A 17,649-nucleotide genomic window follows, 5' to 3' on the forward strand; every position below is an offset into this window, starting at 1 on the left:
CTGTCGGTCTACGACCTCCTGCACCGAGCGGGCGAGATGCGCGAGCACTCGATCGAGGTCGTGGTCCCCGAGCGGCTCGGCGAGGGCCAGGTCGCCGTGCAGGCGGGCGCCGTCCTCGACCTCGACGTGCGGCTCGAGGGCCTGCACGACGGCATCCTCGTCTCCGCGACCGTCACCGGCACGGCGACCGGCGAGTGCAGCCGGTGCCTGAAGCCCATCGCCGAGCCTGTCGAAGTCGATATCGCCGAGCTTTTCGCGTACGATGTCGACGAAGCTTTTGACTACCAGGTTCACGAAGACCACGTGGATCTTGAACCTGTGGTCAGAGACGCAGTGGTCCTGTCACTGCCCTTCCAGCCGGTCTGTCGTCCGGACTGCCCTGGACTCGACCCGGTGACGGGCGAACGAGTAGAGGACATCCCCGACTACCAGCCCCGTGAAGGCGTCGATCCCCGGTGGTCGGCCCTCGCAGGGTTCCAGGCTGAGGCACCTGCCGACACAGCACGGGCAGACACAGAACGGGCCGACACCACGTCGAAGCCCGACGAGTCGGCCTGAGACCACCCGCGTCACCTACCCACGTCAGACCCAGGCCCCCGCGGGGGCCGCAACAGAGAAGAGAACCTCATGGCCGTTCCCAAGAGGAAGCAGTCACGCTCGAACACCCACGCACGTCGGTCGCAGTGGAAGGCCACTCCCGTCCAGCTGGTGAAGACCATCGAGAACGGCAAGGTCACCTACAGCCTCCCGCACCGTGCCAAGGTCGTCGAGGACAGCGCCGGCACCGCCCTGTACATGGAGTACAAGGGCCGCAAGGTCGCCGACGTCTGAACCCGTCTCCCGTGACCACGTCACCCGTGACACCGTCACACCCCGATCAGCCCGCGTCGAGCATCCGTGCCGACCGGGCTGATCTGTTGGTGCAGCTGGGCATCGAGGTGCGCGCCGACCTGATCGAGCTGGCCCTCACCCACAGGTCGTACGCCTACGAGCACGGCGGCATCGCCAACAACGAGCGGCTCGAGTTCCTCGGCGACTCGATCCTCGGGCAGGCCGTCACGGTCATGCTCTTCACCGAGAACCCCGACCTGGACGAGGGCGAGCTGGCCAAGCGCCGGGCGAGCCTTGTCAGCACGGTCGCCCTCGCCGAGGTCGCCCGCAACATCGGGCTCGGCGCGCACCTGCGCCTCGGCCGCGGCGAAGAGCTGACCGGCGGGCGCGACAAGCCCTCCATCCTCGCCGACACGGTCGAGGCGATCATCGGAGCGACCTACCTCGACGCCGGGGGAGAGGTCGCGACCGCCTTCGTGCTGCGCCTCGTGGCGCCGCTCCTCGTCGACCCGGCCCGCTTCGGCGCCGCGATGGACCCGAAGACGAGCCTGCAAGAACTCAGCGCCGCCCGCGGCCGCGGGATGCCCTCGTACCACGTCACCGACAGCGGGCCCGACCACGACAAGCGGTTCCACGCCGCCGTGAGGCTCGGCGACTCGCCGGTCGACGTCGCCCGCGGCACGGGCAGCAGCAAGAAGCAGGCCGAGATGTCCGCGGCGCTCGAGGCCTGGACGCGCCTCTCGAGCACCGACCGCTAGCCGTGCCTGAGCTCCCCGAGGTCGAGGTCGTCCGCGCCGGCCTCGCGCCCGTCGTGGCCGGTGCCGTCGTCACGGGCGTCAGCGTGCTCGACGAGCGCTCGCTCAAGCGGCACCACGGCCCGTCCGACGACTTCGTCGACCGTCTCGTCGGCGGCACCCTCGACTCGGCCGTGCGCCGTGGCAAGTTCCTCTGGTTCCCGTTCGAGCCGGCCGAGCGCCACGAGCACCCCCTGGCCCTCGTCGCGCACCTCGGCATGAGCGGCCAGGTGCTGCTCCGCAGCTCCGACCACGCTGCCGATCGGCTCATGCGCATCCGGCTCGACGTCGACAGCCCGAGGCTCGGCCCCGTCCGGCTCGCGTTCGTCGACCAGCGGATCTTCGGGTCGATGGCCCTCGACGAGACACTCCCCACCTCCGACGGCCGTGCAGCCGGCTACGCGGGGTCGCACCTGCTCGGGTCGCCCGCAGCGGAGGCCGAGCGCGAGGCTCGGGCCGAGCGCGAGGCCAGATCTGGGGCTCGCGTCGGTGCGGCGGCACCGGCACCGGCACCGGCACCGGCACCAGCACCGGCGTGGGCCCTCCGTGTCCCGCAGCAGGTCGCGCACATCGCCCGCGACCCCCTCGACCCGGCCTTCGACGAGGCCGCCGTCATCACGCGCCTCCTGGCCCGCCGCACCGGCGTCAAGCGCGCCCTGCTCGACCAGGGCCTGCTCAGCGGCGTCGGCAACATCTACGCCGACGAGAGCCTGTGGGCGGCGCGCGTGCACCCCGAACAGCCGACCGAGGCGCTCTCGCGGGCCAGGGCGCGCCTCCTGATCGCGGAGGTGCGTGTCGTGCTGCTCAAGGCGCTCGGCGAGGGCGGCACGAGCTTCGACGCGCAGTACGTCAACGTCAACGGCCAGTCCGGCTACTTCAGCCACAGCCTCGCCGCCTACGGGCAGCAGGGTCGGCCGTGTCCGCGCTGCGGCACCGCGATCGTGCGCGAGGCCTTCATGAACCGCTCGAGCCACCTCTGCCCACGCTGCCAGCGAGTCCGCGTCGCCTGACGCATCCAGCCGAGGGCGGGTATTCCGGGTCGAGGGCGGGTCGCCGCTGACCCGCCCTCGACCCGAAATACCCGCCCTCGACGACGGCGACCCGCCCGCGAGCAGATGTGGCGAGCAGATCACGCGAGCAGGCGCCGATGCCGGAGGCGTCGACGCCCGCGCCTCCCGGGCCGGAGGCCGCTGCTCGCCTATCCTCGAAGGGACGCCGCAGACCGTGTCGACACGTGACCTGAGCCAGGGAGGAGGGGCGCGTGCACCTGAAGAGCCTCACCCTCAAGGGCTTCAAGTCGTTCGCCTCGCCGACCACGTTCGCGTTCGAGCCCGGCGTCACCTGCGTGGTCGGCCCCAACGGCTCGGGCAAGAGCAACGTCGTCGACGCGCTCGCCTGGGTGATGGGCGAGCAGGGCGTCAAGTCGCTCCGGGGCGGCACGATGGCCGACGTGATCTTCGCGGGCACCTCCACCAGGGGCCCGCTCGGCCGGGCGCAGGTCGTCCTGACCATCGACAACTCCGACGGCGCGCTGCCCATCGACTACGCCGAGGTGACGATCAGCCGCACCCTGTTCCGCAACGGCGGCAGCGAGTATGCCATCAACGGCGAGGGCTGCCGCCTCCTCGACGTGCAAGAGCTGCTGAGCGACTCCGGCCTCGGCCGTGAGATGCACGTGATCGTCGGCCAGGGCCAGCTCGACGCCGTCCTGCGGGCCACGCCGGAGGAGCGGCGAGGCTTCGTCGAGGAGGCGGCGGGCATCCTGAAGCACCGGCGCCGCAAGGAGAAGACCCTCCGCAAGCTCGACGCCATGCAGGCCAACCTCACGAGGCTCAGCGACCTCGCCGGCGAGATCCGCCGGCAGCTGAAGCCGCTGGGCCGCCAGGCCGAGGTCGCGCGCGAGGCGCAGACGATCGCCGCGGTCGTCCGCGACGCGAAGGCGCGGCTCCTGGCCGACGAGGTCGTGGCGCTGCGCGACGTGGTCGCCCGCCAGTCGAGCAGCGAGGCCGAGCGCCGCAGCGAGCGGAACGTGCTGCAGGAGCAGCTCGACCAGGCGAAGGCCCACGAGCAGCGCCTCGAGCAGCAGATGGTCGGGGACGCGGTCGACGAGGCACGCCGCGTCGCCTTCGGTCTCGAGGCGGTCGAGGAGCGCCTCCGGGGCACGTCGAGCCTCGCCCGGCAGCGACTGCAGATGCTCGCCGAGCAGTCCGACCGGCCCGAGCTGCCCAGCACCGTGAGCGCGGGCATGGTCTCCGACGCGCAGGACGAGGCCGAGAGGCTGCAGGGAGGCGTGGCCCAGGGCGAGCAGGCGCTCGCCGAGGCGCGCGCGGCCACCGTCACCGCCCGGGCGGTGCTCGAAGCGCTCGACGACGAGATCACCGCCCAGAGCGCGCTCGTCTCCCGCCACGACCTGGTGCTCGGCCAGCTCCGAGGTGCTCTCGAGGTCGCGCAGTCCCGTCTGGCAGCGGTCCGCGGCGAGGTGCTCCGGCAGGGCGCGGCGCGGGAGGCGGCGGTCGCGCGCCGGGACGCGGGCCGGGCCGAGCTCGCCGATCGGGAACGAGAGCACGAGCAGGCGCCGGCGGCCGCGTCGACCAACCCCGCGGACGAGACCGTCGGCGGTCCCAGCGGTCCCAGCGGTCCCGGCGGTCCCGACGGTCCCGGGGAGGCGCATGCGGTCGGCGGCGACCCGGTCGACCACGAGGCCGTCCGCTCCGAGGCCGAGCGCGCCTCCGCCGAGCTGCAGTCCGAGGTCGACGACCTCCGTGGCCGCCTGCACGCGGCCGAGCGCGAGCGCGACGCGCTGGCCGCCCGTCGTGGTGCCCTGACGATGGCGCTCGAGCGCGCGGACGGCACGACGGCCCTCGTGGCCGCCGACCGCCCCGGGGTCCGCGGAGCCGTCGCCGAGCACGTCCAGGTGCGTCCCGGCTACGAGGCCGCCGTCGCCGCCGCTCTCGGCAGCGTGGTCGACTCCGTCCTCGTCGACGACCTCGACGCGGCCTTCGCCGCCGTCGCGCACGCGACCGACGCCGAGCTGGGGCGCGTCGAGGTCGTGGTGGCGGCGCCCGAGCGGGTCCTGCCTGCCCTCGAGGTCGACCTGCCGCGGGGAGCCGTGACCGCCTCGTCCGTCGTCGACGCGCCTCCCGGCGTCCTGGGCCTGCTCGCCAGCACCGTCGTCGCGGACGACCTGTCGACCGCCCGCGCCGCGTGGACCGCCCTCTCGGCGCACCCGTTGCCCGTCACCGTCATCACGCGGTCGGGCGAGGTCCTCACCGACTTCGTCCTCCGTGGTGGCTCCGGCGCCGAGCGCTCTCGCCTCGAGCTGGTCGCCGAGCGCGACGCCGCCGCCGAGCGCCTCGGCGAGGTCGAGGCCGCGGCTGCCCGGCTCTCCGCCCTGCACGCGACCGCCGAGGAGGCGCTGGCCTCGTCCCGTGCACAGGCCGCGGAGGCTGCCCGGTCGGCCCGCGAGCAGGCCGCGGAGGCGGCTCGCGCGGCCGCGGAAGCCGCGCGTGCGGCCCGCGAGCAGCAGGCGGCCGCCGCGGCCGTCGAGCAGCAGCTGGCGCGCCTGCGGGCCCAGGTCGACGCGGCCGAGGCGGAGGAGGTGCGGCTCGGCGAGTCGCTCGCCGCAGCCGAGCAGGGGGCGGTCACCGCCCTGGGCGCGGTCGACGAGGCGCGGGCGGCGCACGACGAGCACGCCTCGCGTCCCCGTCCGATCCTCGACGCGTCGTCCAGGGACGGCGTGCTCGCCGAGCTCGAGCAGGCGAGGGCGGTCGAGATCGAGCGCCGGGTGCAGCTCGAGACGATCCGGGAGCGGGTGCGTGCCGAGGCCGCGCGGGCCGTCGACCTGCAGCGCCAGCTCGACGAGCAGCGGGCCGCCGCCGACGACCACGCCCGTCGCACCGTCGTCCGACAGCGCGAGATGCGTCGCACCTCGGCCGTGCTGGCCGGGCTGCCCGCCGTGCTCGACTCCGTCGGCCGGTCGCTGGCCGAGGCGAGGCAGGAGCTCGCGTCGCAGGAGGCGGCGCGCACGCGGCAGAACGACGAGCTCGCGGCGCTGCGGCGCGACGAGCGTGCCCTCCGGGAGCGGCTGCTCGGCGTGACCGAGAACGTGCACGGCCTCGAGATGGAGATCTACGAGAAGAAGCTGCACCTCGGCCAGCTGCTCGAGCGCGCGGCGTCCGAGCTCGGGCTCGACGACGAGGTCCTCGTGGCCGAGTACGGGCCGGACGTCCTCGTGCCGGACGACGTCGCCCCGCACGAGGCCCGCCAGGCAGCCGAGGAAGTCGAGGGAGGCGCGGCGCAGGGCACGCCCTTCGACCGCGCGGAGCAGACCGCCCGCCTCGAGGCCGCCAGCCGCAAGCTCGCGCAGCTCGGCCGCGTCAACCCGCTCGCGCTCGAGGAGTTCGCGGCGCTCGAGCAGCGCCACGCGTTCCTCACCGAGCAGCTCGGCGACCTCACCCGCACGCGGCGCGACCTGCTCGCGATCATCGACGAGATCGACGAGAAGATGCAGACGGTCTTCGCGAGCGCCTTCGCGGACACGCAGGCCGCCTTCGACCAGGTCTTCCCGGTGCTGTTCCCCGGCGGCAGCGGGTCGCTGCTGCTCACCGACCCCGACGACCTCCTGGCGACCGGCATCGAGGTCACGGTGCGGCCGGCCGGCAAGAAGATCGAGCGCCTGTCGCTGTTGTCGGGCGGGGAGCGGTCGCTCGCCGCGGTCGCGCTGCTGATCGCCATCTTCAAGGCCCGCCCGAGCCCGTTCTACATCATGGACGAGGTGGAGGCGGCCCTCGACGACGCGAACCTCGGCCGCCTCCTCGCGATCTTCGAGGACCTGCGCCAGACGAGCCAGCTCATCGTCATCACGCACCAGAAGCGCACGATGGAGATCGCCGACGCGCTCTACGGCGTCTCGATGCGCCAGGACGGCGTGAGCGCCGTCGTCGGCCAGCGCGTCGTCACCGACCGCCCGCCGCGGACCGTCGAGGTGGGAGAGAGGGCCTCGGCCCCGACGGGCGCCGTGGGCTAGACGGTGCGGTCGTTGATCGAGACGACCTTCCAGGCCGACCCGTCCCACTCGACCGTGTTGGCGGCGGCGTTCTCGATGTGCGGCACCTCGGCGCCCATGATCGCAGCGAGGGTGAAGCGGATGATCGTGCCGTGGCAGACGACGACGATGTGCGCGTCGGGGCCGTCGAGGGGCAGGCGGGTGTCGCGGATCATCTCGAGCGCGCCCAGGCCGCGCGCGGCGACCGACTCGCGCGGCTCGATGTCGGGGAACGACTCGTTCGGCTCGTCCGGGATGGGGGAGTCGGGCACCCAGCCCTCCCGTGACGCGTAGTCGCGCTCGATCAGCTCGTCGTAGGCGTCGCCGAGCTCGATGCCGAGCTCGGCCGCGATGATCTGCGCGGTCTCCCTGGCACGCATGAGCGGCGACGACACGATGGCCGACCACTCGGCGCCGGCGAGCACGCGGGCGGCCTCGAGGGCCTGGCCGCGGCCGGTGTCGTTCAGCGGGACGTCCGACGAGCCCTGCAGCTTGTCCTGGCTGTTCCAGTCGGTCTGTCCGTGTCGGATGAGCTCGAGTCGCATGTGCCTGTGGTTCCGTCCTGGTGTCGCGGTCGCGGTCGTGGTGGTGCGGTGTCGCTGTCGTGCAGTGCCGCAGCCAAGCCGAGGAGGCGGTGCGCGCGTCCCGGGGACGCGCGCACCGCCTCCTGCGCCCTAGCGCTCGTCGGCCTCGGCGGTCGTCGCCGGCAGCTTGTTCGGGATGCCGTCCCGCTTCGTCTTGCGGAGGCTGAGGACCGTCGCCACGGCGATGGTCAGCAGGATGAACCCGAGCGAGAACCAGATCGGGATCTCGGGGATCCACTCGATCGGCTGGCCGCCGTTGATGAACGGCACCTCGTTGACGTGCAGGGCGTGGAAGACGAGCTTCACGCCGATGAAGGCGAGGATGACGGCGAGGCCCTGGGCCAGGTAGACGAGGCGCTCGAGCAGGCCGGAGATCAGGAAGTACAGCTGGCGGAGGCCGAGCAGCGAGAACGCGTTCGCGGTGAAGACGATGTACGCCTCCTGCGTCAGGCCGAAGATCGCGGGGATCGAGTCGAGCGCGAACAGGACGTCCGTGAGGCCGATCGCGAGCATCACCAGGAACAGCGGCGTGAACAGGCGCTTGCCGTTCACCTTGGTGGTCAGGCGGTCCTCGTCGTAGTCGTCCGAGGTGGGGACGATGCGGCGCAGCGTGCGGATCAGCTTGCTGTCGGCCTGGTCGCCCTCGTCGTGGCCGCCGCGCACCTGGCTGTACGCGAGCCAGAAGAGCAGGGCGCCGAAGAGGTAGAAGACCCAGGAGAAGTTGTCGATGATCGCGACGCCGGCGGCGATGAAGAGGCCGCGCGAGATCAGGGCGATCGCGATGCCGACGAGCAGCACCTTCTGCTGGTAGATCCGCGGCACGGCGAAGCTCGTCATGATGATGAGGAACACGAAGAGGTTGTCGACCGAGAGGGCCTTCTCGGTGATCCAGCCGGCGAAGTACTCACCGCCGTAGGTCCAGTTCGAGAAGACGCCGACGCCGACGCCGAACAGGATCGCGATTCCGATGTACACGATCGACCAGAAGGCCGACTCCCGGATGGTGGGCTCGTGCGGGGTCCTGACGTGGCTGTAGAAGTCGAAGATCAACAGCCCGAGGATGCCGGCGATGGTGATCGCCCAGGTGAGGAAGTGGACGTCCATGGTGTACCTCCAGTACGCGACGGGTACTGAAGGTCTCTTCCGCCCAGACGGCCGTCCAGCTCAGCTGGACGGTCGAGGACCGGCGCACCGGGTCGAGATCGGTCTCTTCCGTATTGACGATGACGCCGCGAGGGAGTACTCCCCTTCAACCCGCTGAGCTTACATCGACTGCAACGGTCGCGTCGGTCTCGGGCCCGAGAACGAGTGCCCTTGGCTCACGTCAGCTCGCCGTCGCTCGCCTCAGTAGGCTGTGGCGCATGGCTTCCCCCTGGTCCCTGTCCGGTGCCCTCCGCGGCATGTTCGCGAAGAAGACGATCGACGACACCACCTGGGACGAGCTCGAGGAGGCGCTGATCGGCGCCGACTTCGGCCCCGACGTCACCGAGCAGGTCGTCGACGACCTGCGCGAGAAGGTGCAGCGCTACGCGACGACCGACCCGGCCGATCTCAAGCGCATGCTGCGTGAGACGCTGGAGGAGCGGCTGTCGGTGCTCGACTCGACGCTGAAGCTCAGCGCGCGGCCCGCGGTCGTGCTGATGGTCGGCGTCAACGGGGTCGGCAAGACCACCACGATCGGAAAGTTCGCCAAGTTCCTCCGCAACTTCGACCGCTCGGTCGTGGTCGGTGCGGCCGACACCTTCCGCGCAGCTGCCGTCGAGCAGGTCGCGACCTGGGCCGAGCGTGCGGGCGCCCAGATCGTCCGGCCGCAGCAGCCGGGACAGGACCCGGCCTCCGTGGCCTTCCAGACCGTCGAGTACGCGATGCGCGAGGGCATCGAGATCGTCCTGATCGACACCGCCGGCCGCCTGCAGACGAAGTCGGGCCTGATGGACGAGCTCGGCAAGATCAAGCGCGTCGTCGAGAAGCAGACCGAGATCGCCGAGGTGCTGCTCGTGCTCGACGCCACCACCGGCCAGAACGGCCTGGCGCAGGCTCAGGCGTTCATCGAGCACGCCGGCGTCACGGGCCTCGTCCTGACCAAGCTCGACGGCTCGGCCCGCGGCGGGTTCGTGCTCGCCGTGCAGGAGCAGACCGGCATCCCGATCAAGCTCGTCGGGCAGGGCGAGGGCATCGCCGACCTGACCGGCTTCACCCCCCACGTCTTCGTCCAGAACCTCATCGGCTAGGACGCGCGACCCCGCTGCCCCGGGTCAGTTAAGATGGGGCCACCATGGCCACATTCGGAACCCTCTCTGACCGCCTCGCGGACACGTTCAAGAACCTCCGCAACAAGGGCAAGCTCACGCCCGCCGACGTCGACGGCACCGTCCGTGAGATCCGGCGCGCGCTGCTCGACGCCGACGTCGCGTTCGAGGTCGTCAAGGCGTTCACCACCAAGATCCGTGAGCGCGCCCTGGGCGACGAGGTCAACAAGGCGCTGAACCCCGCCCAGCAGGTCGTCCAGATCGTCAACGAAGAGCTGATCGAGATCCTCGGCGGCCAGCAGCGCCGCCTCGAGTTCGCGAAGAACCCGCCGACCGTCATCATGCTCGCCGGCCTGCAGGGCGCCGGCAAGACGACCCTCGCCGGCAAGCTCGCCAAGTGGCTCGCGAAGGACGGCCACACGCCCCTCCTCGTGGCCTGTGACCTCCAGCGCCCCAACGCCGTGCAGCAGCTCCAGGTCGTGGGCCAGCAGGCGGGCGCAGCCGTGTTCGCGCCCGAGCCGGGCAACGGCGTCGGCGACCCGGTCAAGGTCGCCAAGCAGGCGATCAAGTTCGCGCGGGACAAGGTCTACGACACGGTCATCGTCGACACCGCCGGTCGCCTCGGCGTCGACGCCGAGCTGATGAAGCAGGCCGCCAACATCCGCAAGGCGATCGATCCCGACGAGGTCCTCTTCGTCATCGACGCCATGATCGGACAGGACGCGGTCGCGACGGCCAAGGCCTTCCAGGCGGGCGTCGACTTCACGGGCGTCGTGCTGTCGAAGCTCGACGGCGACGCCCGCGGCGGCGCGGCCCTCAGCGTCGCGTCGGTCACCGGCCGGCCGATCATGTTCGCCTCGACCGGCGAGACGCTCGACGCGTTCGAGCCGTTCCACCCCGACCGCATGGCGAGCCGCATCCTCGACCTCGGCGACATCCTCTCCCTGATCGAGCAGGCGCAGGGCGCCTTCGACGAAGAAGAGGCCCGGGCCGTCGCGGAGAAGATCGCGACCGACAACTTCACCCTCGACGACTTCCTGAAGCAGATGCAGCAGCTGCGCAAGATGGGGTCGATCAAGGGCATGCTCGGCATGCTCCCCGGCGCGAAGGGCATGCGCGAGCAGCTCGAGAACTTCGACGAGCGCGAGATCGTGCGCACCGAGGCGATCATCCAGTCGATGACCCCTCAGGAGAGAGCGCTGCCGAAGCTCCTCAACGGCTCGCGTCGGCTCCGCATCGCACGCGGCTCCGGCATGACCGTCACCGACGTGAACCAGCTCGTGCAGCGCTTCGAGCAGGCCTCCAAGATGATGAAGACCGTGGCGAAGGGCGGCGTGCCGCAGGTGCCCGGCATGGGGCCGATCCCCGGCGCGTCCTACGGCGGCAAGAAGCAGCAGCCGAAGAAGAAGGGCTCGAAGGCCGGCAACCCCGCCAAGCGTGCCGCCCAGAACGCCGCCCTCGCCTCCGGCGGGTCGGCAGGCGGCTCGAGTGGTTCCGCGGGCGGCTCGGGCTTCGGCCTGGGCGGCGGCGGTGGCAAGGCGCCGACCGAGGAAGAGCTCGCCTCGCTGCAGAAGATGATCGGCCGCGGCTAGCGCCGGTCAGGGGCGCAGGCCCCCGAGAGCGCAGGAGGCGCGGGTCGGCCGACCCGCGCCTCCTCCCGTTTACGAGGCGGGCGCGATCCCCTCGCGGAGCTCGCGTACGAGCGACGAGACGACCGGCCGCAGGTCGCCCCCGTGCTGTGCGGAGACGGTGAGCTGTCTTTGGTAGCTGGCGCCGCGCTCGACGATCGTGTCAACGCCGCGGAGCTGCTCGAGGCAGCCGAGACGCTCGGCGACGGGCTCGAGGTCGACCAGCAGGTCACGCAGGTCGTCGGTCACCAGTCGCTCGTTGCCGGCGGCGTCGAGGATGACGATCGCGTCCATGCCGTAGCGGGCCGCCCGCCACTTGTTCTCGCGGACGAACCAGGGCTGCATCTGCGCGGGCTCGTGACCCTGGTCGAGCTTCGTCGACATGTCGTCGACGAGGCACTGGACGAGCGCCGCCATCGCACCGACCTCCTCGAAGGTGGAGATGCCGTCGAAGACGCGGGTCTCGAGGGTGCCCCACTTCGGCGACGGGCGGAGGTCCCAGCGCAGCTCACTGTGGTCGTCGATGACGCCGGTGTGGGTCATGTCGGCGACCATCTCCTCGTAGTTCGCCCAGGCGCCGAACTGCGGGGGGAGGCCGGCGGTGGGCAGCTGCTGGAACATGAGCGCGCGGTTGGACGCGTAGCCCGTCTCCTCCCCGACCCAGAAGGGGCTCGACGCGGTGAGCGCCTGGAAGTGCGGCAGCCAGGTGAGCAGGCCGTTCAGGATCGGCAGCACCTTGTCGCGGGAGTCGATGCCGACGTGCACGTGGACGCCCCAGATCATCATCTGTCGGCCCCACCAACGCGTCCGGTCGATCAGCGTGGCGTAGCGCTCCTTGTCGGGCGTGACGTCCTGGTCGGCGTACCGGCTGAACGGGTGGGTGCCCGCGCACATCAGGTCGGCGCCGAGCAGCTCGGCGCTGGCCTGGACGTGGTCGATGGTGGAGCGGAGATCGTCGACGGCGTCGGACACCCGGCGGTGGACGCCCGTCACGACCTCGACGGTGTTGGTGAGCAGCTCGCCCGTGAGGCGCTCGGGGCCGTCGTCGTTGAGGTGCGCCAGGTCGGCGAGCACGGCCGGCGCGTGGGGGGCGAGCTCGCCGCTGTCCTGGTCGACGAGGGCCAGCTCCCACTCGACGCCGAGGGTCGAGGGCTCGGAGCTGGTGAAGTCGATGCGCATGCTGCCTGCTCTCTCGTCGGGGGCGCGGGGCCCCGGCTGCACCATCCTGGCAGCCGCCCGCCGTCGGGGTCCGCCGACACGATCTCGCTGGAGTGGCAGATGGGCCTCCGGGTCTGCAACAATGGTGGGTCGAGTCTTCGGTCGTCCGACCCTCTAATCAGGTGGCCGCCAGACCTCATAGAGCTTTCGAGCCGAGTGTGCCCCCACGCTCACGGCTAGCAACTCGCCCACATCACATCACACAGGAGAATTGTGGCTGTCAAGATCCGTCTCAAGCGCATGGGCAAGATCCGTGCTCCGTACTACCGCATCGTCGTCGCCGACTCGCGCACCAAGCGCGACGGTCGTGTCATCGAGGAGATCGGCAAGTACCACCCCACCGAGGAGCCCTCGTTCATCGAGGTCGACTCCGACCGTGCGCAGTACTGGCTCGGTGTGGGCGCCCAGCCGTCCGAGCAGGTCGCCGCCATCCTCAAGCTCACGGGCGACTGGGGCCGCTTCAAGGGCGACGCCGACGCTGTCAGCACCGTCAAGACCAAGGCTCCGAAAGAGGCCTTCGTCGCCGACGAGAAGAAGAAGCCCGTGCTCGTCCCGAAGTCGGACAAGCCCGCCAAGGCCGAGCCCGCCGAGGCTCCGGCCGAGGCTTCTGACGCCGCCGAGACCACCGAGGCGTAGTCAGTGCTCGCACCTGCACTCGAACACCTCGTCCGGGGGATCGTCGATCACCCGGACGAGGTGCAGGTCGTCGAGTCGTCGTCGCCCCGCGGCGACGTGCTCGAGGTGCACGTCCACCCCGACGACCTCGGGCGGGTCATCGGCCGTTCCGGCCGGACCGCCAAGGCTCTCCGCACGCTCGTGACGGCGATCGCCGACGGCAAGCGCGTCCGGGTCGACGTCGTCGACAGCGACTCCTGAGCCGTGGCAGCCACGGACAAGACCCAGCTCCGCGTGGGGCGCCTCACCAAGGCCCACGGCCTCAAGGGCGCGCTCAAGCTCGAGCTCTTCACCGACACTCCTGAGCAGCGCTTCACGCCGGGCGCCTCGTTCACGCTGCAGGTCCCCGAGACCAGCGAGTGGAGCGGCAAGACCCTCACCCTCGGCGAGCTCCGGTGGTACAACGGCCACCCCGTGGGCTTCTTCGAGGGCGTCGACGACCGCACGGCTGCCGAGTCCCTCGTGAAGGCCATCCTCTGGGTCGACCAAGACCTGGACGAGCTCCCCGACGAAGACGACGCCTGGTACCACCACCAGCTCGTCGGCCTCCGGGTCGAGCGCGACGGCGCCGTCGTCGGCACCGTGTCGCGTGTCGACCACCTGCCCGCACAGGATCTCCTGGCCGTCGAGACGGAGCAGGGCGAGGTCCTCGTTCCCTTCGTCAGTGCTCTCGTGCCCTCGGTCGACATCGAGGCGGGCGTGGTCACGGTGACTCCGCCTCCCGGGCTCTTCGAGGAGCTCGCGGACGACTCGTCCGATGCCGACGCGGACGACTCGCCAGTCGCGGACGACTCGTCGGCGGTCGACGCCTCGGCCGACGCTGAGGCTGAGAACGCGTCCCGTCCCGTCGACGAGAGCTGACGGCTCAGCGGTGCGCATCGACATCGTGTCGATCTTCCCGGAGTTCTTCTCCGTGCTCGACATCTCCCTGCTCGGCAAGGCCCGACAGCAGGGTCTCCTCGACGTGGCGGTGCACGATCTGCGCGACTTCACGCACGACCGGCACCGCACCGTCGACGACACCCCCTACGGCGGGGGGGCGGGCATGGTCATGAAGCCCGAGCCCTGGGGCGAGGCGCTCGACCACGTGCTGGGCGACGAGGCCGACCCCGAGGCGACCACGGTCATCGTGCCGTCGCCGGCCGGTACGCCCTTCACCCAGGCGCTGGCGCGCGAGCTCGCCGCCGTGCCGCACCTCGTCTTCACCTGTGGGCGCTACGAGGGCATCGACCAGCGCGTCGTCGAGCACGCGTCGTCGCGGGTGACCGTGCGCGAGATCAGCCTGGGCGACTACGTCCTGAACGGCGGCGAGGTCGCCGTCACGGCGATGATCGAGGCGGTCGGCCGTCTCGTCCCCGGCGTCGTCGGCAACCCGGAGAGCCTGACCGAGGAAAGCCACGAGGGCGGTCTGCTCGAGTACCCCAGCTACACGAAGCCCGCCTCGTGGCGCGGCCTCGACGTGCCGCCGGTGCTCATGGGCGGCAACCACGGAGCGATCGCCTCGTGGCGCCACGAGCAGCAGCTCGAGCGCACGCGCCGGGTCCGGCCCGACCTGCTCGGCTGAGCCCGGCGCTTCTGCGGCCGGGCCTCGTCCGACTTCGCAGCCAGTTCTCCGCCGGTCGCCCGTACCCTCGGGGCATGGCGATCCGTCGAGTCCTGTACCGCCTCCTCTGGCCTGCCGTCTTCGTGCTGCCCCTCTGGGTGCTCTTCGGGCGGGCCTTCTTCGGCGTCCCGCTGGGGCTCCAGGTCCTCGGGCAGCTCGTGCTCGTGCCGCTGCTCTTCGTCGGCCAGGCGATCGCCGCGGGCGTCGTCACGGCCCGGCGCAGCGTCCGCGACCAACGAGCGGTCTCGTGGGTCGACGCAGGCCTGCTCGCTCTCACCTGGGCGGCCCAGCTGGCCCTCGGCTTCTTCCTCGTCGACGGGTCGGCCGCCTCCTCGGCGTCGTCGGCCTTCACCCGTGTGGTGCCCGGCGGCGACCTCGATCTCTCGAGCGCCCTCTTCGGGCTGTCGGCGGTCGTGACCGTCGCCGGCGGGCTCGGCCTGCTCGCGGCCGCCGTGTGGCAGTTCCTGGCGGAGGCGCGGCGTCGGGTGGCAGCGTCGTTGGCCGATCTCGACAGGGTCGCCACGGCTGCTCGGGTCGACGCCCGCGCCGGGGGAGTCGCCGCGGGGGACCCCGCCCGCGTCATCCGCATCTCGCCGCGGGAGTAGCGAGGCGGCACCGAGCCTCCGCGGTGGCGTGGGAGCGCGCGGCTGTGGCATGATTGACGCTTGTGCCTGGGCACGACTCTGCCTCAGGGGAGTCTGCCTCTCCAGAGCACGTCTTCTTCATCACCAGATGGTGGGCATCCACCACGAACGGCAGTCGACCTGTGGCGGCTGCAGAGAGCGAACGACTATGCACATCCTCGACGCGGTTGACTCCGCCAACCTCCGCTCGGACGTCCCCGACTTCCGCGCCGGCGACACCGTCAAGGTGCACGTGAACATCATCGAGGGCACGCGCTCGCGAGTCCAGGTCTTCCAGGGCGTCGTCATCGGCAAGCAGAACGAGGGCATCCGCGAGACCTTCACGGTCCGCAAGGTCAGCTTCCAGGTCGGCGTCGAGCGCACCTTCCCCGTCCACTCGCCGGTCATCGACCACATCGAGGTCGTCAGCCGCGGTGCCGTCCGTCGCGCCAAGCTGTACTACCTCCGCGAGCTCCGCGGCAAGAAGGCCAAGATCAAGGAGAAGCGCGACAACTGACCCGTCGCACGATCTTCACCGAGCTCCCCGCCCTGTACGATGGCGGGGAGCTCGGGCGGTTAAATTGACGAATGCATCCCTGCGGCGCCGTCTGCGCCGCCCCCGTCGTGACGACGACCGCAAGCGCGGCGTCGGCACGTTCCTGCGCGACGTGGTGGTCATCTTCCTCGCCGCGCTCCTCATCTCGTTCTTGATCAAGACGTTCCTGATCCGGTCGTTCTACATCCCCAGCGGGTCGATGGAGGACACGCTGCAGATCAACGACCGCATCATCGTCAACGAGCTCGTTCCCGACCTCGTCGACGTGAAGCGCGGCGACGTCGTCGTCTTCACCGACCCGGGCGGCTGGCTCGAGGGCACGGCCCCCGTCGCCCCGGCCTCGGGCGGCCCCGTCTCCGACGGCCTCGCCTGGTTCCTCACCCAGGTGGGCCTGGGCGCACAGGACAGCAACGACCACCTCATCAAGCGGGTCATCGGCCTGCCCGGCGACACCGTCGAGTGCTGCAACGACTACGGGCAGATGTCGGTCAACGGAGTGCCGATCAAGGAGCCCTACGTGAAGTTCCCGCCCGGCGAGACCCGGGTGTCGGGCGACGACTTCTCCGTCACGGTGCCCGAGGGCTCCCTCTGGGTGATGGGCGACAACCGGTACAACTCGAAAGACTCCCGGTACAACCGCGAGACGCCGAGCGAGGGCTTCGTGCCGATGTCCGACGTCGTGGGCCGTGCCTTCGTGATCAGCTGGCCGTCGACCCGGTGGACGTGGCTCGGCGACCATCCCGAGGTCTTCCGCGGCACCGAGCGCGACGGAGAGTGATGGCGGTCGTCGAACCCACCCTCGACGTCGAGCGCGAGCTGCACGCCCGTGGCGCGACCTGGGTGATCGGCTGCGACGAGGTCGGGCGCGGGGCCATCGCGGGCCCGGTCGCCGTCGGCCTCAGCGCCGTCCATGCCGAGTGCGGCGAGATGCCGGTCGGCCTGCGCGACAGCAAACTGCTGAGCGAGAAGCGCCGCGAGGCGCTCTACCCCGTCGCTACTGGCTGGGTGCAGGCGCACGCGGTCGGGCTGGCCGAGGCGCACGAGGTCGACCGGATCGGCATCGTGGCCGCCCTCGGCCTCGCCGGTCGGCGTGCGCTGACCGCCCTGCACGAGGCGGGGGTGGGCATCATGAGCTCGGTCGTCGTCCTCGACGGCAACCACGACTACCTCTCCCCGGCGCTGACGACGGTGCCCCGCATCACGACCAGGGTCAAGGCCGACCGCGACTGCGCGTCCGTCGCCGCCGCCTCCGTCATCGCCAAGGTGCACCGCGACCGCATGATGATCGAGGCCGACCTCGAGCACCCCGGCTACGGCTGGGCGGGCAACAAGGGCTACGGCTCGGGAGCGCACTACGCGGCCCTCGGCGAGCTCGGCCCGTCGCCCCTGCACCGGCTGACCTGGTTGCACTGAGCCGGCTCGGCGTGACGCCCGCTGCTGGCCGCGTAGGATGTCTTCTCGATGGACGAGGACGAGTTCGAAGACTACGACCGTGAGGTCGAGCTCGCGTTGTACCGCGAGTACCGGGACGTGGTGTCGCAGTTCCGCTACGTCGTCGAGACGGAGCGGCGCTTCTACCTGGCCAACGAGGTCGAGCTCGTGCGCCGCGACACCGAGCACGACTTCTACTTCGAGCTGACGATGACCGACGTCTGGGTGTGGGACGTCTACCGTTCCGATCGTTTCGTGAAGTCGGTCCGCGTCCTCACCTTCAAGGACGTCAACGTCGAGGAGCTGACGGCTCGCGACCTCGAGCTGCCCAAGGAACTCGCTCTCGACGAGTAGCTCGTCCCTCCCCAGCTGATCGGGACGCGACGCTCGTCCCCAGTGGGAAGCTCCCGACC

Annotated in this window: 19 protein-coding genes; 16 read left to right on the forward strand and 3 right to left on the reverse strand. The window is 71.0% G+C overall.

Going from position 1 to position 17,649, the window contains the following annotated elements:
- Nucleotides 1-36: 36 nt before the first annotated feature.
- The 5 genes from ES689_RS02560 to ES689_RS02580 all read left to right on the forward strand — a co-directional run bounded on the left by ES689_RS02560 (nt 37) and on the right by ES689_RS02580 (nt 6,651).
- Nucleotides 37-558, forward strand: a complete 522-nt coding sequence (locus ES689_RS02560; RefSeq protein WP_146899782.1) for a DUF177 domain-containing protein — start codon at nt 37-39, stop codon at nt 556-558.
- A 69-nt stretch (nt 559-627) separates the two neighbouring features.
- Nucleotides 628-831: a 50S ribosomal protein L32 gene (gene rpmF, locus ES689_RS02565; protein ID WP_043593937.1), complete on the forward strand. Its 204-nt coding sequence runs from the start codon at nt 628-630 to the stop codon at nt 829-831.
- 26 nt (nt 832-857) lie between these two features.
- Complete coding sequence (gene rnc / locus ES689_RS02570; RefSeq protein WP_370512319.1) at nt 858-1,589, forward strand: ribonuclease III; 732 nt, start codon at nt 858-860, stop codon at nt 1,587-1,589.
- Nucleotides 1,590-1,591: 2 nt separating this feature from the next.
- The gene (locus ES689_RS02575) at nt 1,592-2,635 is read left to right on the forward strand and encodes a DNA-formamidopyrimidine glycosylase family protein (protein WP_146899785.1); all 1,044 of its coding nucleotides are present in this window, start codon (nt 1,592-1,594) and stop codon (nt 2,633-2,635) included.
- Between the two features lie 251 nt (nt 2,636-2,886).
- Nucleotides 2,887-6,651, forward strand: a complete 3,765-nt coding sequence (locus ES689_RS02580; protein ID WP_146899789.1) for a chromosome segregation SMC family protein — start codon at nt 2,887-2,889, stop codon at nt 6,649-6,651.
- Here the strand turns inward: ES689_RS02580 and ES689_RS02585 are convergent.
- Nucleotides 6,648-7,214: a histidine phosphatase family protein gene (locus ES689_RS02585; protein ID WP_146899792.1), complete on the reverse strand. Its 567-nt coding sequence runs from the start codon at nt 7,212-7,214 to the stop codon at nt 6,648-6,650. The two genes, ES689_RS02580 and ES689_RS02585, sit on opposite strands and share 4 nt — an antisense overlap.
- Before the next feature lie 129 nt (nt 7,215-7,343).
- On the reverse strand, nt 7,344-8,357 hold the full coding sequence (locus tag ES689_RS02590) for a TerC family protein (protein WP_146899795.1): 1,014 nt from the start codon (nt 8,355-8,357) through the stop codon (nt 7,344-7,346).
- Between the two features lie 257 nt (nt 8,358-8,614).
- Here ES689_RS02590 and ftsY point away from each other — a divergent pair, with 257 nt between their 5' ends.
- Nucleotides 8,615-9,484, forward strand: a complete 870-nt coding sequence (ftsY, locus tag ES689_RS02595) for a signal recognition particle-docking protein FtsY (protein WP_123546443.1) — start codon at nt 8,615-8,617, stop codon at nt 9,482-9,484.
- Nucleotides 9,485-9,528: 44 nt separating this feature from the next.
- Nucleotides 9,529-11,094, forward strand: coding sequence for a signal recognition particle protein (ffh, locus tag ES689_RS02600; RefSeq protein WP_146899798.1), 1,566 nt, complete (start codon nt 9,529-9,531; stop codon nt 11,092-11,094).
- Nucleotides 11,095-11,163: 69 nt separating this feature from the next.
- On the opposite strand, the gene ES689_RS02605 is transcribed toward ffh, so the two are convergent.
- Entirely contained in the window at nt 11,164-12,309 is a 1,146-nt protein-coding gene (locus tag ES689_RS02605; RefSeq protein ID WP_146899801.1) for a glutamate--cysteine ligase, read from the reverse strand.
- 252 nt (nt 12,310-12,561) lie between these two features.
- Here ES689_RS02605 and rpsP point away from each other — a divergent pair, with 252 nt between their 5' ends.
- From rpsP to ES689_RS02650, 9 genes are all read left to right on the forward strand, one after another.
- Nucleotides 12,562-12,984, forward strand: a complete 423-nt coding sequence (gene rpsP / locus ES689_RS02610; RefSeq protein ID WP_146899803.1) for a 30S ribosomal protein S16 — start codon at nt 12,562-12,564, stop codon at nt 12,982-12,984.
- A 3-nt stretch (nt 12,985-12,987) separates the two neighbouring features.
- The gene (locus ES689_RS02615) at nt 12,988-13,224 is read left to right on the forward strand and encodes an RNA-binding protein (RefSeq protein WP_123546439.1); all 237 of its coding nucleotides are present in this window, start codon (nt 12,988-12,990) and stop codon (nt 13,222-13,224) included.
- Between the two features lie 3 nt (nt 13,225-13,227).
- Nucleotides 13,228-13,884, forward strand: coding sequence for a ribosome maturation factor RimM (gene rimM, locus ES689_RS02620; protein ID WP_223269339.1), 657 nt, complete (start codon nt 13,228-13,230; stop codon nt 13,882-13,884).
- 10 nt (nt 13,885-13,894) lie between these two features.
- Nucleotides 13,895-14,587, forward strand: a complete 693-nt coding sequence (trmD, locus tag ES689_RS02625; RefSeq protein ID WP_146899806.1) for a tRNA (guanosine(37)-N1)-methyltransferase TrmD — start codon at nt 13,895-13,897, stop codon at nt 14,585-14,587.
- A gap of 74 nt (nt 14,588-14,661) precedes the next feature.
- Entirely contained in the window at nt 14,662-15,231 is a 570-nt protein-coding gene (locus tag ES689_RS02630) for a hypothetical protein (protein WP_146899809.1), read from the forward strand.
- A 187-nt stretch (nt 15,232-15,418) separates the two neighbouring features.
- Nucleotides 15,419-15,766 carry a 50S ribosomal protein L19 gene (rplS, locus tag ES689_RS02635; RefSeq protein WP_043596315.1) on the forward strand — a complete coding sequence of 116 codons (348 nt, stop codon included), beginning with the start codon at nt 15,419-15,421 and terminating at the stop codon, nt 15,764-15,766.
- 64 nt (nt 15,767-15,830) lie between these two features.
- A complete protein-coding gene (gene lepB / locus ES689_RS02640; RefSeq protein ID WP_370512320.1) occupies nt 15,831-16,583 on the forward strand; it encodes a signal peptidase I in 753 nt (250 codons plus the stop codon).
- Nucleotides 16,583-17,218 carry a ribonuclease HII gene (locus ES689_RS02645; protein WP_146899812.1) on the forward strand — a complete coding sequence of 212 codons (636 nt, stop codon included), beginning with the start codon at nt 16,583-16,585 and terminating at the stop codon, nt 17,216-17,218. Before lepB ends, ES689_RS02645 begins: the two co-directional genes overlap by 1 nt.
- A 48-nt stretch (nt 17,219-17,266) precedes the next feature.
- A complete protein-coding gene (locus ES689_RS02650) occupies nt 17,267-17,590 on the forward strand; it encodes a DUF2469 family protein (RefSeq protein WP_146899814.1) in 324 nt (107 codons plus the stop codon).
- Nucleotides 17,591-17,649 lie beyond the last annotated feature (59 nt).

This window comes from Frigoribacterium sp. ACAM 257, assembly GCF_007954365.1.
GTDB lineage: Bacteria > Actinomycetota > Actinomycetes > Actinomycetales > Microbacteriaceae > Frigoribacterium.